This is a genomic window from Streptomyces sp. NPDC058335, from assembly GCF_042723915.1.
Lineage (GTDB): Bacteria > Actinomycetota > Actinomycetes > Streptomycetales > Streptomycetaceae > Streptomyces.
Window position 1 is genome coordinate 266,005 of record NZ_JBHXHX010000010.1, and the last position, 16,907, is coordinate 282,911.

At 73.3% G+C, this 16,907-nt stretch carries 11 protein-coding genes; 5 read left to right on the plus strand and 6 right to left on the minus strand.

The window, feature by feature from the left end; translation table 11 throughout:
• The first annotated feature begins 103 nt into the window (after window positions 1–103).
• The 3 genes from ACFWJX_RS21850 (at window position 104) to ACFWJX_RS21860 (ending at window position 5,449) form a co-directional block, all read left to right on the plus strand.
• Window positions 104–1,540: a hypothetical protein gene (locus ACFWJX_RS21850; RefSeq protein WP_383245642.1), complete on the plus strand. Its 1,437-nt coding sequence runs from the start codon at window positions 104–106 to the stop codon at window positions 1,538–1,540.
• A complete protein-coding gene (locus ACFWJX_RS21855) occupies window positions 1,537–3,474 on the plus strand; it encodes a glycogen debranching N-terminal domain-containing protein (protein ID WP_383245645.1) in 1,938 nt (645 codons plus the stop codon). Before ACFWJX_RS21850 ends, ACFWJX_RS21855 begins: the two co-directional genes overlap by 4 nt.
• Window positions 3,475–3,628: 154 nt before the next feature.
• The gene (locus ACFWJX_RS21860; protein WP_383245648.1) at window positions 3,629–5,449 is read left to right on the plus strand and encodes a CDP-alcohol phosphatidyltransferase; all 1,821 of its coding nucleotides are present in this window, start codon (window positions 3,629–3,631) and stop codon (window positions 5,447–5,449) included.
• A 37-nt stretch (window positions 5,450–5,486) separates the two neighbouring features.
• Here the strand turns inward: ACFWJX_RS21860 and dusB are convergent, their stop codons facing one another.
• The gene (gene dusB / locus ACFWJX_RS21865; RefSeq protein WP_383245651.1) at window positions 5,487–6,629 is read right to left on the minus strand and encodes a tRNA dihydrouridine synthase DusB; all 1,143 of its coding nucleotides are present in this window, start codon (window positions 6,627–6,629) and stop codon (window positions 5,487–5,489) included.
• 81 nt (window positions 6,630–6,710) lie between these two features.
• Here dusB and ACFWJX_RS21870 point away from each other — a divergent pair, with 81 nt between their 5' ends.
• On the plus strand, window positions 6,711–8,150 hold the full coding sequence (locus tag ACFWJX_RS21870; RefSeq protein WP_383245654.1) for an MFS transporter: 1,440 nt from the start codon (window positions 6,711–6,713) through the stop codon (window positions 8,148–8,150).
• Between the two features lie 30 nt (window positions 8,151–8,180).
• Here ACFWJX_RS21870 and ACFWJX_RS21875 read toward each other — a convergent pair whose 3' ends face one another.
• Together ACFWJX_RS21875 and ACFWJX_RS21880 are read right to left on the minus strand one after the other, a co-directional pair.
• Complete coding sequence (locus ACFWJX_RS21875; RefSeq protein WP_383245656.1) at window positions 8,181–12,494, minus strand: HAD-IC family P-type ATPase; 4,314 nt, start codon at window positions 12,492–12,494, stop codon at window positions 8,181–8,183.
• On the minus strand, window positions 12,494–12,991 hold the full coding sequence (locus tag ACFWJX_RS21880) for a hypothetical protein (protein ID WP_383245659.1): 498 nt from the start codon (window positions 12,989–12,991) through the stop codon (window positions 12,494–12,496). Before ACFWJX_RS21880 ends, ACFWJX_RS21875 begins: the two co-directional genes overlap by 1 nt.
• 259 nt (window positions 12,992–13,250) lie before the next feature.
• Here ACFWJX_RS21880 and ACFWJX_RS21885 point away from each other — a divergent pair, with 259 nt between their 5' ends.
• A complete protein-coding gene (locus ACFWJX_RS21885; RefSeq protein WP_383245662.1) occupies window positions 13,251–13,457 on the plus strand; it encodes a hypothetical protein in 207 nt (68 codons plus the stop codon).
• A gap of 183 nt (window positions 13,458–13,640) precedes the next feature.
• Here the strand turns inward: ACFWJX_RS21885 and ACFWJX_RS21890 are convergent, their stop codons facing one another.
• The 3 genes from ACFWJX_RS21890 to ACFWJX_RS21900 all read right to left on the minus strand — a co-directional run bounded on the left by ACFWJX_RS21890 (window position 13,641) and on the right by ACFWJX_RS21900 (window position 16,823).
• Complete coding sequence (locus ACFWJX_RS21890; RefSeq protein ID WP_383245665.1) at window positions 13,641–14,234, minus strand: TetR family transcriptional regulator; 594 nt, start codon at window positions 14,232–14,234, stop codon at window positions 13,641–13,643.
• 25 nt (window positions 14,235–14,259) lie between these two features.
• Window positions 14,260–15,279 (minus strand): aldo/keto reductase, encoded by a 1,020-nt coding sequence (locus ACFWJX_RS21895; RefSeq protein WP_383245668.1) that lies wholly within the window; start codon window positions 15,277–15,279, stop codon window positions 14,260–14,262.
• A gap of 161 nt (window positions 15,280–15,440) precedes the next feature.
• Window positions 15,441–16,823 carry a glycine--tRNA ligase gene (locus ACFWJX_RS21900; RefSeq protein ID WP_383245671.1) on the minus strand — a complete coding sequence of 461 codons (1,383 nt, stop codon included), beginning with the start codon at window positions 16,821–16,823 and terminating at the stop codon, window positions 15,441–15,443.
• Window positions 16,824–16,907: the final 84 nt, after the last annotated feature.

Genomic DNA, 16,907 nt, shown 5'->3' on the forward strand with positions numbered 1-16,907 from the left:
TTACATATTGGGTTCTGCGTGTTAAATAGACGTAACCCTACGGTAGCCACTGCCGAACTGGTCGACTGTGGCCTCGTCGTCGTCGTTCTTCGGGGAGCCCCGAGTGGATCGCACTGCCCAGCTCATCGCCCGCCCTGCGCAGTACACCGCCGTATACGATCCGACCACTTCGGCCGGTTCGCTGCACCTCAGGGCCATAGGGGTACTGGACGGCAACTGGACGGGCACCTCGACCGTGCCCTCGCGTGGTCTGTACCCGCACCAGTGGTCCTGGGACTCGGCGTTCATCGCGATCGGGCTGCGGCACGTCTCCCCGCGCCGGGCGCAGACCGAGCTGGAGACCCTGCTGGACGCCCAGTGGGGCGACGGGCGGATCCCGCACATCGTCTTCAACCCCTCCGTGCCGCTCGACGCGTACTTCCCGAGCCCCGACTTCTGGCGCTCCTCGACCGCGGGGCGCGCTGCGGGCGCCCCGCGCACCGTACAGACCTCCGGCATCGTGCAGCCACCGGTGCACGCGCTGGCGGCCTGGCTGGTGCACCGCGCCGACCCCGGTCTGTCGCGGGCGCGCGGCTTCCTCGCCCGGGTCTACCCCCGGCTGGCCGCCTGGCACCGCTATCTGCTGCACCGGCGGGACCTGGGCGGCGGCGGCCTGGTGTCGGTCGTCCACCCGTGGGAGCAGGGGATGGACAACGCGCCGTCCTGGGACGCACCGCTCGCCAGGATCGCCCCGGCCCCGGCCCGCTCCTTCCGGCGCGCCGACCTCGCCCACGGGGCGCCGGAGGACCGGCCGACGGACCTGGACTACGGGCGGTACGTGCGGCTGGCGACGGACTACCGGGACGGGGGGTACGCGGACGGGCGGGCCGAGTTCGCCGTCGAGGACCCCGCCTTCAACGCCCTGCTCATCGCCTCGGAGCACGCGCTGGCCCGGATCGCGGAGGAACTGGGGGCCACCGGCACCGCCCGGCACGCCCGCGCGCAGCGGCTGACGGCGGCTCTCGTGGACCGGCTGTGGGACCCGGCCGAGGGCCTGTTCTTCTGCCGGGACCTGCGCGGCGGCGGCCTGGTCCGCGAGCGCGGGGTCTCCGGCCTGGTCCCGCTGCTGCTGCCCGGACTGTCCCGCGAGATCGTCTCCGGTCTCGTACGGACCCTGCGCGGCCCGCACTTCGGGGTGGGCGCCACCACCCGTCTCGCCCCCAGCTACGACCTGCTGGGCGAGGCCTTCGACCCGCACCGCTACTGGCGGGGGCCGGCCTGGTTCAACACGAGCTGGCTCGTCGAGCGGGGCCTGAGGCTGCACGGCGAGCGGGCGCAGGCGGAGGCGCTGCGCGAGGCCGTGCTGGACGTCGCGGACACCTCGGACTTCGCGGAGTACGTCGACCCGTACACCGGCGAGGCCTGCGGGGCGACCGGCTTCAGCTGGACCGCCGCGCTCACGCTCGACCTGCTGCACGACGCGCACGGCACGCGCCATGTGCGGCACGGCACGGACATCGACAGGGACGACAGCTCGTTCAAGGGAGGGGACCGGGGATGACGGACCGGCATCATCTGCTCGTGTACGGCGGGACGTTCGCCGCCGTCGGTGACCGCGGGGACATCAGCGGCGTACGCGGCGCCGGAGCCCCCGACGGGTTGTTCGTCAGGGACGCGCGCCACCTCAGCCGCTGGCAGCTCACCGTCGACGGGGCGGTGCCCGAGGTGCTCGCGCCGGTCGCGGACGGGGACGCGGCGCGCTGTGTGCTCGTGCCGCGCGGCGGCCGCACCGAGCCGCCGTCGTGCACGCTCTTCCGCGAACAGGCGGTGGGCGACGGCTCGTTCGTGGAGTCCCTGCGGGTGGTCAGCAACCGTCCGGCGCCACTGACGGTCCGGCTGGCGCTCACCGTCGACGCCGACTTCACCGACCAGTTCGAACTCCGCTCCGACCACCGCACCTACGCCAAGACCGGCGCCGTCCGGGCCCGCCAGATCCTCGACGACGGCGTGGAGTTCAGCTACCGCCGCGGCGAGTGGCGGTCCGTCACGACGGTGACCGCCGACCCCGCGCCGGACGGCGTCGAGGAGACCGGCACCGGCGCCCGCCGCCTCGCCTGGACCCTGGAGCTGGAGCCGCACGGCTCCGCCGAACTGACCCTGCGGGTGATGGCCCGCCCGCACGGCGAGAAGCGTGCCCTGCGCGTCCCCAGCTCCCCCGCCGCGTTGACCGAGAAGCTGCTGGCGCAGGAGGGCGAGTTCGTGGAAGGCGTGGCCTTCCCGACCGGCTGGCCCGAACTGGCCGCCGCCTGCGCGCGGGGCCTCGCCGACCTGGCCGCGCTCCAGGTCCCCGCGACCGGTCCGGACGGCGAGGAACTCCGGGTCCCGGCCGCCGGTGCCCCCTGGTTCCTCACCCTGCTGGGCCGCGACGCCCTGCTCACCTCGCTCTTCGCGCTCCCCTACCGGCCCGCACCGGCCGCCGCCACGCTCCTCGCGCTGGCCGCCGCCCAGGCCACCGAGACCGGCCCGGAGTCGGTGTCCCAGCCCGGCAAGATCGTGCACGAGGTGCGGCACGGCGAACTCGCCCACTTCCACCAGGTCCCCTACGGCCGCTACTACGGCTCGGTGGACGCCACCCCGCTCTTCCTGGTCCTGCTCGGCGCCTACGTCGAGCAGACCGGCGACGCGGCGCTCGCCCGCCGGCTGGAGCCGCACGCCCGCGCCGCCATCGGCTGGATGCTCGACCACGGCGGCCTCACCTCGCGCGGCTACCTGGTCTACCGCGCCGACCAGGGCGGCCTCGCCAACCAGAACTGGAAGGACTCCCCCGGCGCCATCTGTTCGGCCGACGGCACCCGCGCCTCCGGGCCGGTGATGGCGGCGGGCGCCCAGGGCTACGCGTACGACGCGCTGCGCCGCACCGCGTTCCTGGCGCGCACGGCGTGGCAGGACGAGACCTACGCGGCCCTGCTGGAGCAGGCCGCCGCCGATCTGCGCGATCGTTTCCAGCGGGACTTCTGGATGCGGGAGCGTTCCTTCCCGGCGCTCGCGCTGGACGGCGAGGGCCGCCAGGTCGACGCGCTCGCCTCCGACGCCGGTCATCTGCTGTGGTCGGGGCTGCTGGACAAGGAGTACGGCGAGCTGGTCGGCCGGCGGCTGCTGGAGCCGGACTTCTTCTCCGGCTGGGGCGTCCGCACGCTCGCGGCCGGGCAGCCGGCGTACCACCCGCTCTCGTACCACCGCGGTTCGGTGTGGCCGCACGACAACGCGCTGATCACCCTGGGCCTGGCCCGCTACGGCCTGCACGACGAGGCCCGCACGGTCGCGCACGGCCTGGTCGACGCGGCCACCGCGACCGGCCACCGCCTGCCCGAGGTGCTCGCGGGCTACGGCCGCGACACCCACGCGGAACCGGTGCCGTACCCTCACGCCTGCGTACGGGAATCCCGCTCGGCGGCGGCCCCGTTGGCGCTGCTCACGGCGGTGGGCGGGGCGTAACGACACGCTTGGCCGAGCGTTTGCCCGGTGTTTGCCGACCGCGGGGCGGGACGGTTGAACACCGGACGGGGGCACGCCGTACGAAACGGTGGCGGATCCGGTCCCACCACCGGATCCGCCGATCCACCCGGCTTCGTACGGAAGGACCCCTCGGGTGCCTGTCTTCACACGGTCTCGTGATCTGCCCGACTCCAGCGACGACGGCACGCCCGCGAGCGCCGACGACGCCGAGACGGTCCCGGGGCCCGAGGCGGCGGAGAGCGGGGCGCCGGAGGGCGGGACGGCGCCGCCCCGCACCCTCAGGTCCCGTGTCGCGCACTGGCGGGCCTGGCGGAGCCGCTGTCCGCGGGCGGCGCGCGTGGTGTGGTGGACGGCGACCGCGCTCTCCCTCGCGCTCGTGCTGGGGGCCATGGTGATGCCGAACCAGCTGCACCTCCTACGGGCCGACCAGTTCGTCCGGCTGCCCGGCGAGGCGATCATCGCGGCGGCCCTGCTGCTGTCGCTGCCCCGCCGCCCCCGGCTGGTGGCCGCGGCGGCGCTCGGGGCCGGCCTCGCGGCCCTGACCGTGGTCAACGTGCTGGACATGATGTACGCCGAGTATCTGGGCCGCGGCTTCAACCTGGTCCTGGACTGGGGCCTGCTGGACGACGCGCAGTCCTACGTCGCGGACTCGATGGGCGAGACCACGGCCCTCGGCGCCACGGCCGGCCTCCTCCTGCTGATCGTCGCGCTGTTCGCCGTCATGGCGCTGGCGGCGGTCCGGCTGAGCAACCTGCTGGTGCGCGACGTCTCCGCGTCGACCCGCGGCACGCTGATCGCCGGCACGGTGTGGATCACCTGCTCGGTGCTCTCGATCCAGTACGCAGGGCTGCCGCTCGCCTTCCACCGCGCGGTGACCGCCGCCACCGTCAAGGCCAAGGCCGTACGGCAGACCCTCCTGGACGAGGCCGCGTTCGCCAAGGAGAACCGCGCGGACGCCTTCGGCAACACCCCGCCCGCGCAGCTCGTGCCCGACCTGCGCGGCAAGGACGTGATCTTCACCTTCATCGAGAGCTACGGCCGCAGCGCGATCGAGGACCCGGTCATGGCCCCCGGCGTCAACAGGACGCTCACCGCGAGCACCGACGCGCTGACGAAGGCCGGTTACCACGCGAAGAGCGGCTGGCTGACCTCGGCGACCTTCGGCGGCAGCAGCTGGCTCGGCCACTCCACCACGCTGTCCGGGGTGTGGATCGACAACCAGCAGCGCTATCGCACGGTCATGAACAGCGACCGCCTCAGCCTCCCCAAGATCTTCAAGAAGACCGGGGCCTGGGACACGGTCGGCGTGATGCCCGGCATCCAGAAGGCGTGGCCCGAGCAGAAGCACTACGGCCTCGACAAGGTGTACAACGCCTTCCAGATGGACTACCAGGGGCCGAAGTTCAGCTGGTCGACGATGCCCGACCAGTACGCGCTGGAGGCGTTCCAGCGGCTGGAGCACGGCAAGGACCGCGACAAGCCGCTGATGTCGGAGATCATCCTGACCTCCAGCCACCAGCCGTGGGCCCCGCTCCCGAAGATGGTCGGCTGGGACGAGGTGGGCGACGGCTCGGTCTTCGACAGCATCCAGAAGGCCGGCGAGAACGCCTCCGACGTCATCTCCGACGCGGCCAGGTCCCGCAAGGCGTACGGCGAGTCGATCGAGTACTCGGTGACCGCCCTCACCCAGTGGCTGGAGCGCTACGGCACCGAGGACACCGTCCTGGTCTTCCTCGGCGACCACCAGCCCATCGCCCGCGTCAGCGGCGACAACGCCAGCCGGGACGTGCCGGTCTCGATCGTCGCCAAGGACCCGGAGGTCCTCGACAAGGTCGCCTCCTGGAACTGGACCGACGGCCTCAGGCCGGCGAAGGACGCCCCGGTCTGGAAGATGGACCTGTTCCGCGACCGCTTCCTGACGGCGTACGGGTCGACCCCCCACCCGTCGAAGTGACCGACCCGTCGCAGGGCTGACCCGGCCGGGGCGGGCCTCAGCCGCCGGAGGTGTCCAGTTCGGCTTCCTCGCCGATGCCGGCGCAGTCGTAGGGGTCCTTCAGCCAGCCGTCCGGGAGGACGACCCTGTTGTTGCCGGAGGTGCGGCCGCGGGGGCCGTCGGCGCCGGTCGGCCAGGGCTGGTCGAGGTCCAGTTCGTCGAGTCCGGCACGGAGTTCGCCGAGGGACGAGGTGATCGCCAGTCGCCCCCGCATCTCGGACCCGACGGCGAAGCCCTTCAGATACCAGGCGACGTGCTTGCGGAAGTCGACGACGCCCTTCGCCTCGTCGCCGATCCACTCGCCGAGGAGGGTGGCGTGCCGGACCATGATGTCGGCCACCTCTCGCAGGGACGGGCGTGCGATGTCCTGGGTGCGCCCCTCGAAGGCGGCCACGAGGTCGGCGAACAGCCACGGACGGCCCAGGCAGCCGCGGCCGACCACCACTCCGTCGCAGCCCGTCTCGCGCACCATCCGCAGGGCGTCCTCGGCCGACCAGATGTCGCCGTTGCCGAGGACGGGGATCTCCGGGACGTGCTCCTTCAGACGGGCGATGGCCTCCCAGTCGGCGGTGCCGCCGTAGTGCTGGGCGGCGGTACGGCCGTGCAGCGCGATGGCCGTCACGCCCTCCTCGACGGCGATGCGGCCGGCGTCGAGGTAGGTGATGTGGTCGTCGTCGATGCCCTTGCGCATCTTCATGGTGACGGGGAGGTCCCCGGCGCCGCTGACGGCCTCGCGGAGGATCGCGCGCAGCAGGTTGCGCTTGTAGGGCAGGGCGGAGCCGCCGCCCTTGCGGGTGACCTTCGGGACCGGGCAGCCGAAGTTCAGGTCGATGTGGTCGGCCAGGCCCTCCTCCGCGATCATGCGGACGGCCTTGCCGACGGTCGCCGGGTCCACGCCGTACAGCTGGACCGAGCGCGGCTTCTCGCTCGCGTCGAAGTGGATCAGCTGCATGGTCTTGTCGTTGCGCTCGACCAGCGCCCGGGTCGTGATCATCTCGCTCACGAACAGACCCTTGCCCCCGCTGAACTCCCTGCACAGGGTGCGGAAGGGCGCGTTGGTGATGCCGGCCATGGGGGCGAGGACGACCGGCGGCCGAACGGTGTGCGGGCCGATCTGCAGGGGGGAAACGGGCGTGGACATCCGCCCATTGTCGCGCATCGACGGTGATCATGTAACGGTCATTAGTTAGCCGCACTATCGACATCGGCGTAGCATGACCGTATGCCAGAGCTGAGCCAGCGACGACGTCTGCTCGTCCTCGCGATCTGCTGCATGAGCCTGCTGATCGTGAGCCTCGACAACACCGTCCTCAACGTCGCCCTCCCCGCGATGGAACGCGACCTGCACGCCGGCACCTCCGGCCTCCAGTGGACGATCGACGCGTACACCCTCGTACTCGCCTCCCTGCTGATGCTCGCCGGGTCCACCGCCGACCGGATCGGCCGCAGGAAGGTCTTCCTCGCGGGTCTGGTCGTGTTCTCGCTCGGCTCCCTGCTCTGCTCCCTCGCCCCCGACCTGGAATGGCTGATCGTGGCCCGCATGGTGCAGGCGGTCGGCGGCTCGATGCTCAACCCGGTCGCCATGTCGATCATCACCAACACCTTCACGGACCCGCGCGAGCGCGCCCGCGCGATCGGCGTGTGGGGTGCGGTCGTCGGCATCTCCATGGCCGCCGGACCCCTGATCGGCGGCCTGCTGGTGGAGTCCGTCGGCTGGCGCTCCATCTTCTGGGTCAACCTCCCGGTCGGCCTCGCCGCCCTCCTGCTGACCCTGCGCCACGTCCCCGAATCCCGCGCCCCGAAGGCCCGCCGCCCCGACCCGGTCGGCCAGGTCCTCGTCATCGCCCTCTTCGGCTGCCTGACCTACGCGATCATCGAGGCCCCCGAGGCCGGGCTCGCCACCAGCCTGCCCTTCGCGGCGGTCGCCCTGGCCGCCCTGCTGGGGCTCCTCCGCTACGAACCCCGCCGCGACGAACCCCTCATCGACCTGCGGTTCTTCCGCTCGGCGCCGTTCAGCGGGGCGACCGTGATCGCGATCAGCGCGTTCGCCGCCCTCGGCGGGTTCCTGTTCCTGTCCACGCTCTACCTCCAGAACGTCCGCGGCCTCGACGCCCTCCACGCCGGCCTGTGGATGCTGCCCATGGCCCTCCCCACCTTCCTGTGCGCCCCGCTGGCCGGGCGGCTCGTCGGCAGCCGGGGGCCACGGGTTCCCCTCTTCGTCGCCGGGCTCGCGATGACGACGAGCGGGGTCCTGTTCGCCGCCTTCGACGCGGAGACGTCCGACACCACGCTGTTCCTCGGATACGTGCTGTTCGGCATCGGCTTCGGCTTCGTCAACGCCCCCATCACCAACACGGCCGTCTCAGGCATGCCCCGCACCCAGGCCGGTGTCGCCGCCGCCGTCGCCTCCACCAGCCGGCAGCTCGGCCAGACCCTCGGGGTCGCGGTGATCGGGGCGGTGCTCGCGGCGGGCATCGGGGCGTCGTCGTACCGCGACACGTTCGTGTCGGCGGCGGTGCCCGGCTGGTGGATCCTCGCGGGATGTGGGGCGGTGGTGCTGGTCGTCGGCGTGGTGTCCAGCGGGGCATGGGCACGGGGGACCGCCGCGCGGACGGCTGAGCGGTTGGCCGCGCCTGACGTTCGCGAACAGGTTGGCGCGTAACGCCTTGCGGCCGGCTCTCGGGAACTGCGCTCACGCCAACTGATCGGCCAAGCTTGGCCAGCGCTTGAGCAGGAACTCCTCCGCCCTCGGCAGTGCCTTCTGACCCGCCAGGGCCAGGGCGATCGCTGCCAGCACTCCGGCCCAGGCCAGGGGGCCCAGCGGGGTGCAGCCGAACAACTGGCTGGCGCCCGGGGTTTCCACCAGGGCGAACAGGACCACCGCCGAACCCAAGGACGTGAGGCGGACCAGGGGACTGTCCCGGCGGTCGGCCAGGGTCTGGGCCAGTTGGGTGCCTACCACCGCGCACAGGGCCATCGTGGTCGAGCGCCGGGTCGTGCCGGGGGTGAAGCGGCCGATGAGCCAGGCGACGGTGGCGCCGAGGCAGGTGGTGAGGGCCCGGTGGCGGATCTGGCGGATGAGGGGGGCGCCGAGGAGCGCCGTGCCCAGGGGTGCGTCGGTGTCCGGGGAGTCGGCCCCCTCCTTGGGGGTGACGGCCACCGCCATCGCCGGGAACAGGTCCGTGAACAGGTTGACCAGCAGCATCTGGCGGGTGGACAGCGGGGCGGAGCCCGACAGCAGGGTGCCGAGGATGCCGAAGCCGACCTCGCCCGCGTTGCCGCCGATGAGGATGGCGATGGCGTCGGCGACGCTGTGCCAGAGGGAACGGCCCTCCTGGACGGCCTCGATGAGGACCGACAGGTCGTCGCCGGTGACGACGAGGTCGGCGGCGTTGCGGGCGGCGGCCGAGCCGCGGGCGCTGATGCCGACGCCGATGTCGGCCGCGCGGATCGCGGCGGCGTCGTTGGCGCCGTCGCCGACCATGCCGACGACCCGGCCGGCGTCCCTGAGGGCCTCGACGACCTGGAGTTTCTGTTCGGGCGCGACCCGGGCGACGACGTCGGCGTCGCGGAGCATGCGGGAGCGGACCGAGCGGTCGGCGGCGGCGAGTTCGTCGCCGGTGACCACGGTCGCGTCCTCCGGCCAGCCGAGCCCGACGGCGATGGCGTGGGCGGTCTGCGGATGGTCGCCGGTCAGCACGACGGGCCGTACGCCCGCCTCGCGCAGCCCGTGGACCAGGGCGGGTGAGGTCTCGCGCGGTACGTCGGCGAGGGCCACGAGCCCGGTGAACTCCAGGTCCGCCAGGGGTGCCTCGAGGGCGTCCGTGGCCTCTTCGCCCTCCGCCAGCGGGCGTTGGGCCACCGCCAGGACGCGCAGGCCGTCCCCGGCGAGGGACTTGGACCTGTCGGAGATGTGCGAGGGCAGGCCGGAGCAGGTCGGCAGGACCGTCTCGGGGGCGCCCTTGACGACCAGGACCGGTGAGCCGTCGGCGGCGCGGCCGACCGCCGCCGCGTAGCCCCGGCCCGCCTCGAAGGGCAGGCCCTCGGTCTGCCGCCAGTCGGGGTCCGGGCCCGCGGCGTCCAGGACGGCCTCGTCGGTGGCGTGCACCGGGCGGTGCGGATCGCTGTCGAGGAGCGGGCAGGCTCGGGCCGCCGCGCGCAGGGTGTCGGCGGCGGCCGGTTCGTCGAGGGTGTGGACCGTGCCGTCGGGGCCCGCCACCCGGACCAGGCGCAGCCGGTTCTCGGTGAGCGTGCCGGTCTTGTCGAAGCAGATGGTGTCCATGCGGCCCAGCGCCTCCAGCGTGCGCGGGGTGCGGACGAGGAGGCCCCGGCTGCTGAGCCGACGGGCGGCGGCGAGCTGCGCGACCGTGGCGACCAGGGGCAGTCCCTCGGGTACGGCGGCCACCGCGACGGCGACCCCGCCGCTCACGGCCCGCCGGATCGGGGTGCCCCGCAGCAGCGCCAGGCCGGTCACCGCGGCGCCGCCCGCCATGGTCAACGGCATGGCCTTGCGGGTGAGTTCCTGGAGCCGGGCCTGCACTCCGGCGGCCGGCGGGACGCGCGCGGCGAGGGAGACGGCGCGGGCGGCCTCGGTGCGGTCGCCGGTGTCGACGACGACGGCCTGGGCACGTCCGGCGACCACGGTCGTCCCCTCGAAGACCATGCAGTGCCGTTCCGCCACGGGGGCGTTCGGGGAGGGGGCCACGGCCTTGTCGACGGGCAGGGACTCGCCGGTCAGCGCGGACTCGTCGACCTCGAGCCCGTCCTCCCACAGCAGGCGGGCGTCGGCGGGCACGACGTCGTCGGTCTTGAGGTCGATGACGTGGCCGGGGTGGAGTTTGGCGGCGTCGACGACGTGCGTGGTCCGCTCGTCGTCGGCGACCCGAGCCTTCTGCTTCTGCCCGGCGAGCAGCCCGGACAGGGCGCGCTCGGCCCGCAGCCGCTGGAAGCCGCCGACCAGGGCGTTCAGGTCGAGGGCGCCGACGACGAGCAGCGCGTCCACGACCGAGCCGAGGATGGCGGACGCCGCCGAACCGACGGCCAGGACCGGGGTGAGCGGATCGTCCAGTTCACCGCGTACGGCTCGGGCGAGCTGCACCGACCAGCGGGCCGGGGCCAGCACGGGAAGCCGTACGACGGTGTCGGCGGCCGTGCGCGCTCGGGCCGCCGCCCGTTCGACGGAGGTCGGTTCCGGGGGCGCCTCGCGCTCCAGCCGCTCGCGTACGTCGTCCGGGTGCAGGGTGTGCCAGGCGACCCGGGGCCGGGGGTGCGGGGGGCGGGCCAGGGCGACGCCGAGAGCGGCGCGCGCTCCGGACAGCAGGGCCGCCGCGGCGGCCGCGTCGACGGGCGCGTGCCGCAGGCCGGGCAGCGGGGAACCCGGGCGCCCGCGGGACTCGCCGACGGCCACGAGCAGGCCGGACAGCGCGGCGCCGGACCGGGCCAGGGTCTGCGACCGGCCGCCGACGCGGCGGGCCGCCGGTACGGCGGTCAGCAGCCGCCACACGTCCGCCAGACCGTGCGGGGCGAGGACGTCCGCGCCCCACACCACCTGGCCGTCCGCGTCGGTGAGGGCGACCGCCACGTCACCGCGCAGGAGTCCTGCGGTGACGTCCGTGTCGCCGTGCGGGCGGGGCCGGGCGACGGTGACGACGCCGCCCTCGCCGCGCAAGCTGTCGACGACCTCGCTCAACGGGCGGTCCGCGCTCACGACCTGATCGGCGAGGCCGGTGAAGTCGGCCAGTGCCGGGTCGTCGACGACCACGACGCGCAGGCCGGCCCGGCGGGCGGCGTCCAGGACGGGCTCGGCCCACGGGTCGGCGCCCGCGCCGGGCCTCCTGAGCGCGCTGGGGTGCAGGACGACCGTCCCGGCCATCTCCAGCTGCCGCAGCCGCTCCGGGTCGCGGACCAGCACGCCCTCGCGGGACAGGGCGCCGCTGAGGACGGCGTGGAAGACGGCGGGCCCGTACCGCGCGGCCTTCGGCGAACCGGCCAGGACCGCCTCCGCCGACTCCGTGACGTCGTGCTTGACGAGCAGCGCCGCCACCGCCCCCAGAACACTGCCGGCCGAGGCGTGGGCGGCGTACTCCTGGGCCGGGGAGGTGCGCAGCGGCGGGCGTACGGACGGATCGACGGGCACGCTGTGCCGGTCCGGCGCGCACAGCTCGTCGTGCACGGTCTCGAAGGTCGCCGTCCGCACCACCGCCTCCGCCAGCTGGCCGACGCGCAGCGCCCCGTCGAGCACCAGCGAGGTCGGGGAATGCCCGGCGCCGTGCACGGCCGCGTTCAGGACGGCGAGGAGGACCTCCATGCGGGCGTTGCCCAGGCGGGCCCGCAGCCAGGAACGGAAGCGGGGGTTCTCGCGCAGCAGCGTGACCACGGCGGTCACCAGCCGCGGTGAGGCCGGCAGCCGCATCGCGGACCCCACCAGCGCGGCCACGGCACCCGCCGCGTCGGCCGCGAGGGTCTCGGCGGCGGTCCGTACGGAGGCGGGGTCGCCCGGGTGTCCGAGGTCCTCCACGTCGTCCCCGGCCGGGACCAGTCCGTGCCGCTCCGCGAGCGCCGCCGCCCGCTCGACGACGCTGTCGCTCACGGACGCCTCGACGGCCACCACGACCAGCCGGGCCAGTCCGCTGTCCCAGTAGGCCAGGGCGACGTCCGGGTGCTCTGCGAGGGCGGCGGCCACGCGCCCGGCGCGGTGTCCGAGGGTGTGCGGGCCGGCCTCGTCGTCCGGCCGGGGGCCCGGTCCCTCGCGCCGGGCCTCTCGAAGGGCCAGGTGGGTGCGGGTGCCGGCGCGCCAGTCCGCGGAGGTGCCCGGGAGGGCGGCACGGGTGGCTCTGGCCAGGCGCACCGCGGAATCCGCGGCCCGCACGCCGGCCCTGGCCGTACCCGCGACCGCGCCCGCGGCGACGCCCACCGCCGGGGCCGTACCGCGGGCGAGCAGGCGGGGGCCGGCCAGGACCAGACCGGCGGCGGCCGCCGTGGGGCGGGTGAGGATTCCTGTGTTCATCACTCGCCCTCAGCGCCTCGTCCGGCACGGTGCGGGGTCGTCGCATGGTGCGAGGGAAGCTTGTCGGAGGGGGTGGCCGGTGCCGCCTTACCCCCCGCCGGCGTGCCCTGCGCCGCCCGTTCGGCCGCCGACGGCCCGGCGGGTGCGGTCGCGAGCACCTTGGGCGTGGGCGGCGTCCCGGCGGCATCGCCCGCGGCACCGCCGTCCGTGCGCTGCTCCGTCCCCTGTTCCGTCCGCTGCTGCGGCCGTGGCTGGGTCAGCCAGGCCACTGCGGCTCCGGTGACCGCGATGGGCCACTCCACGACCCCCGCGACGCCGAGCACTCCCGCGCCGGTGTAGACGGCGAGCCGTCGTCCGCGCGGGGACACCGCGCCGACCTTGTCGAGCGCGCCCTCGGCGGCCCGGCCGACCGTGCCGGCGCCGGGCACCTTGCTCAGTACCGAGGCGGCCGCGCGCAGCGGCTGTGGGAGCTCCTGCGTCGACTTCTGCTCGGTCATGACTCTCACTCCTCGGGTCGGCGCCACTCTCCGACCACCCGAGTTCCCGCACCGAGGACACTCATCCACAAAAAGAGCACTCCTGTCCCCGGTTTCTCCTGGTCCGGGGTCCGCTCCCGCTCCGGCCGGGCCGGGCCCGCCCCTCGGACGATCACCCGGGTTCCCGAGGCGGGTCGGGCAACTCACAGGGCCGGGTTCCCCGTTGATGTTCGCCATGCTGCACACTCCTTGCTGCGTCGGCCCGGCTTCTGGAGGCAGCATGTTGGAGATCAACACGAGCAAGGTGAGCCGCTGGGACCAGCACGGGCGCGAGCATGTCGTCCGGGTCCAGCGGGCGGGACTCCAGCGCACGATCAGCTGCGACACGTGCGGCTGGCGCCAGGGGGCGCAGTTCCTGCCCTGGCTGAAGGCGGAGGAGCACCTGGCGGAGGCCCACCAGGCGACCGTGGACCCGGCGGGCGCCTAGGGCGTGTTTCGAAAGCTCCGTCTGCCGGGCGACGCCTGACACGCACGCTCGCCGCGTGTCGGGGTCGTCCCGATACAACCAGTATCGGGACGCCCCCCCGCCTTGCGATCGCACGCACCAGACGCCGCCCGACCCGCCCTTCGGGCGGACGACGCTACTTTCGAGACTTGCCCTGGCCGCGGCTCAGCTGGCGAGACCCCTCAGCAGCAGCTCGACCACGGCCTCGAACTCGCCCTCCACGCCCGGCCGTTCCCACTCCCGCGCGTAGCAGGGGTCGTGGAAGCGGCCCGTGGCGTGGAACAGGGCGCGGGCCTCCGTCTCCGCCGGGCCGGGGACGGTGAAGGCGCCGCTCTCGACGCCGTCCCGCACGATCCGGGTGAGCTGGCCCACGAGGTCGGCGACGTGCTGGGCGACCGCCCCGCCGCTCTCGTCGGTGAGCACCATGTACGTGGCGAACAGCTCGGGGTCGTCGCCCGCCTTGCGGCGCTTGGCCTCGAAGAGGGCGGCTAGCCAGTCGCGGAGGCGGGCGGCGGGGTCCCGCCCCGAGTCGGCGGCGATACCGGCCAGCGCCCGGGACGTACGGTCCAGCCACCGTTTGCTGACCGCTTCCCGCAGCGCCGCCTTCGTGCGGAAGTGGCGGTAGACGCTGCCATGACTGACGCCGAGCGCGCGGGCCACGTCGACCACGGTCGCCTTGGCCGGGCCGTGGCGGCGCAGCACCTCCTCGGTGGCTTCGAGGATGCGCTCGGCGGTCAGGGTCTCGGGGGTCGGTGCCATGGTCAGACCGTACCCGGGGCGGGGGTCACCGCTCGCTGTCGAGGTGGGCCATCGCGGCCGCCGCGTACCGCTCGCCGGCTGCGGCGTCGGCGGGGACGGCCGCCTCGATCGCGGCGAGGTCGGCGGCGTCCAGGACGACGTCCAGCGCGCCGAGCGACTCCGCGAGCCGCTCCCGGCTGCGGGCGCCGATCAGCGGGACGATGTCCTCGCCCTGGGCCAGCACCCAGGCGATGGCGATCTGCGCGACGGAGACGCCCTTCTGCTCGGCGATCTTCCGCAGCGCGTCCACGAGGGCGAGGTTGTGCCGCAGGTTGTCGCCCTGGAAGCGGGGTGAGTGGGCCCGGAAGTCGTTGGCGGCGAGCTGCCGGTCGGCGGTGAAGTGGCCGGAGATCAGGCCGCGGGACAGGACGCCGTACGCCGTGATGGAGATGCCCAGCTCACGGGTGGTCGGCAGGATCGACTTCTCGATGCCGCGGGAGATCAGCGCGTACTCGATCTGGAGGTCGGCGATCGGGGCGGTGGCGGCGGCCCTACGGATCGTCTCGGCGCCGACCTCGCTGAGGCCGATGTGCCGGACGTACCCCTGCTCGACGAGTTCGGCGATGGCGCCGACGGTCTCCTCGATGGGGACGGCCGGGTCGAGCCGGGCGATGCGGTAGACGTCGATGTGGTCGACGCCGAGGCGCTGGAGGGAGTAGGCGGCGAAGTTCTTGACCGCTTCCGGGCGGCCGTCGTAGCCGACCCAGGCACCGTCCGGGGCGCGCAGGGCGCCGAACTTGACGCTGGTCAGGGCCTGTTCGCGGCGGGCCGCGGGGGCGGTGCGCAGGGCCTCGCCGATCAGCAGCTCGTTGTGGCCCATGCCGTAGAAGTCGCCGGTGTCCAGCAGGGTCACGCCGGCCTCCAGGGCGGCGTGGACGGTGGCGATGGACTCGGCCCGGTCCGCGTCGCCGTACAACGCGGACATGCCCATGCAGCCGAGGCCGAGGGCGGAGACCTGGGGGCCGGTGGTTCCGAGGGTGCGGGTGTGCGTCGTCGTGTTCTCCATGTGCTCGAGCATGGCATGACAGCTGACAGATTTCAATATCTGTCATCCCATACTTGCCAGTCCGGTCAGGGGCAGGGGCGGCAACAGGCGCACGGCGTGCGGGCAGCACGAAGCCCCCGGCTCCCAAGAAGGGAACCGGGGGCTTCGGTGGCCGGTGCGGCTCAGGCGCCGATCAGGCGGGCGGCCAGGTAGCCCTCGATCTGATCGAGGGACACCCGCTCCTGCTTCATCGAGTCACGCTCGCGCACGGTCACCGCGTTGTCCTCGAGCGTGTCGAAGTCGACGGTCACGCAGTACGGCGTACCGATCTCGTCCTGACGGCGGTAGCGGCGGCCGATCGCGCCGGCGTCGTCGAAGTCGATGTTCCAGTTCTGCCGCAGCGCCTGGGCGAGGCCCTTGGCCTTGGGCGACAGCTCCGGGTTGCGGGACAGCGGCAGCACCGCGACCTTCACCGGGGCCAGCCGGTGGTCGAGGCGCAGCACCGTGCGCTTCTCCAGCTTGCCCTTGGCGTTGGGCGCCTCGTCCTCGACATAGGCGTCGAGCAGGAACGCCAGCATCGCGCGGCCGACACCGGCGGCGGGCTCGATGACGTAGGGGGTCCAGCGCTCCTGGGCCTCCTGGTCGAAGTAGGAGAGGTCCTGGCCGGAGGCCTTGGCGTGGGCGGAGAGGTCGAAGTCGGTGCGATTGGCGACACCCTCCAGCTCGCCCCACTCGTTGCCGCCGAACTGGAAGCGGTACTCGATGTCGGCGGTGCGCTTGGAGTAGTGGGAGAGCTTCTCCTTCGGGTGGTCGTACCACCGCATGTTCTCCTCGCGCAGGCCGAGACCGGTGTACCAGTTCCAGCGCTGCTCCATCCAGTACTCCTGCCACTGCTCGTCCTCGCCCGGCTTGACGAAGAACTCCATCTCCATCTGCTCGAACTCGCGCGTGCGGAAGATGAAGTTGCCGGGCGTGATCTCGTTGCGGAAGGACTTGCCCATCTGGGCGATGCCGAACGGCGGCTTGCGGCGCGAAGTGGTCTGCACCTGGGCGAAGTTGGTGAAGATGCCCTGGGCGGTCTCGGGGCGCAGGTAGGCGATGGAGCCGGTGTCCTGCGTCGGGCCGAGGTGGGTGGAGAGCAGACCCGAGAACTGCTTGGGCTCGGTGAACTGGCCCTTGTTGCCGCAGTTGGGGCAGTTCACATCGGCCAGGCCGTTCTCCGGCAGGCGCTTGTGCTTGGCCTCGTAGGCCTCCTCCAGGTGGTCCGCACGGAACCGCTTGTGGCAGGAGGTGCACTCGGTGAGCGGGTCGGAGAAGGTGGCGACGTGACCGGAGGCGACCCATACCTCGGGGGCCAGGATGACGGACGAGTCGATGCCGACCACGTCCTCGCGCGACGTCACCATGTAGCGCCACCACTGGCGCTTCAGGTTCTCCTTGAGCTCGACACCCAGCGGTCCGTAGTCCCAGGCGGCGCGCTGGCCGCCGTAGATCTCACTACAAGGGAATACGAAGCCACGGCGCTTGCTCAGGCTGACGATGGTGTCGATCTTGTCGGCGGCCACGGTGCTCTCTTCATAACGACGACGGGCGACGAAGCGAGATGCTTCCAGCGAATTGCCTCAGGGTACCGGCGGGGGCTCCCCCTC

Bases quoted from the DNA above. Each gene is read 5' to 3' on its own strand.
- ACFWJX_RS21875 (WP_383245656.1), bottom strand. From the start codon at position 12,494: ATGAACACAGGAATCCTCACCCGCCCCACGGCGGCCGCCGCCGGTCTG.
- ACFWJX_RS21880 (WP_383245659.1), bottom strand. From the start codon at position 12,991: ATGACCGAGCAGAAGTCGACGCAGGAGCTCCCACAGCCGCTGCGCGCG.
- dusB (WP_383245651.1), bottom strand. From the start codon at position 6,629: ATGTCCACGCCCGTTTCCCCCCTGCAGATCGGCCCGCACACCGTTCGG.
- ACFWJX_RS21855 (WP_383245645.1), top strand. From the start codon at position 1,537: ATGACGGACCGGCATCATCTGCTCGTGTACGGCGGGACGTTCGCCGCC.
- ACFWJX_RS21870 (WP_383245654.1), top strand. From the start codon at position 6,711: ATGCCAGAGCTGAGCCAGCGACGACGTCTGCTCGTCCTCGCGATCTGC.
- ACFWJX_RS21890 (WP_383245665.1), bottom strand. From the start codon at position 14,234: ATGGCACCGACCCCCGAGACCCTGACCGCCGAGCGCATCCTCGAAGCC.
- ACFWJX_RS21895 (WP_383245668.1), bottom strand. From the start codon at position 15,279: ATGGAGAACACGACGACGCACACCCGCACCCTCGGAACCACCGGCCCC.
- ACFWJX_RS21885 (WP_383245662.1), top strand. From the start codon at position 13,251: ATGTTGGAGATCAACACGAGCAAGGTGAGCCGCTGGGACCAGCACGGG.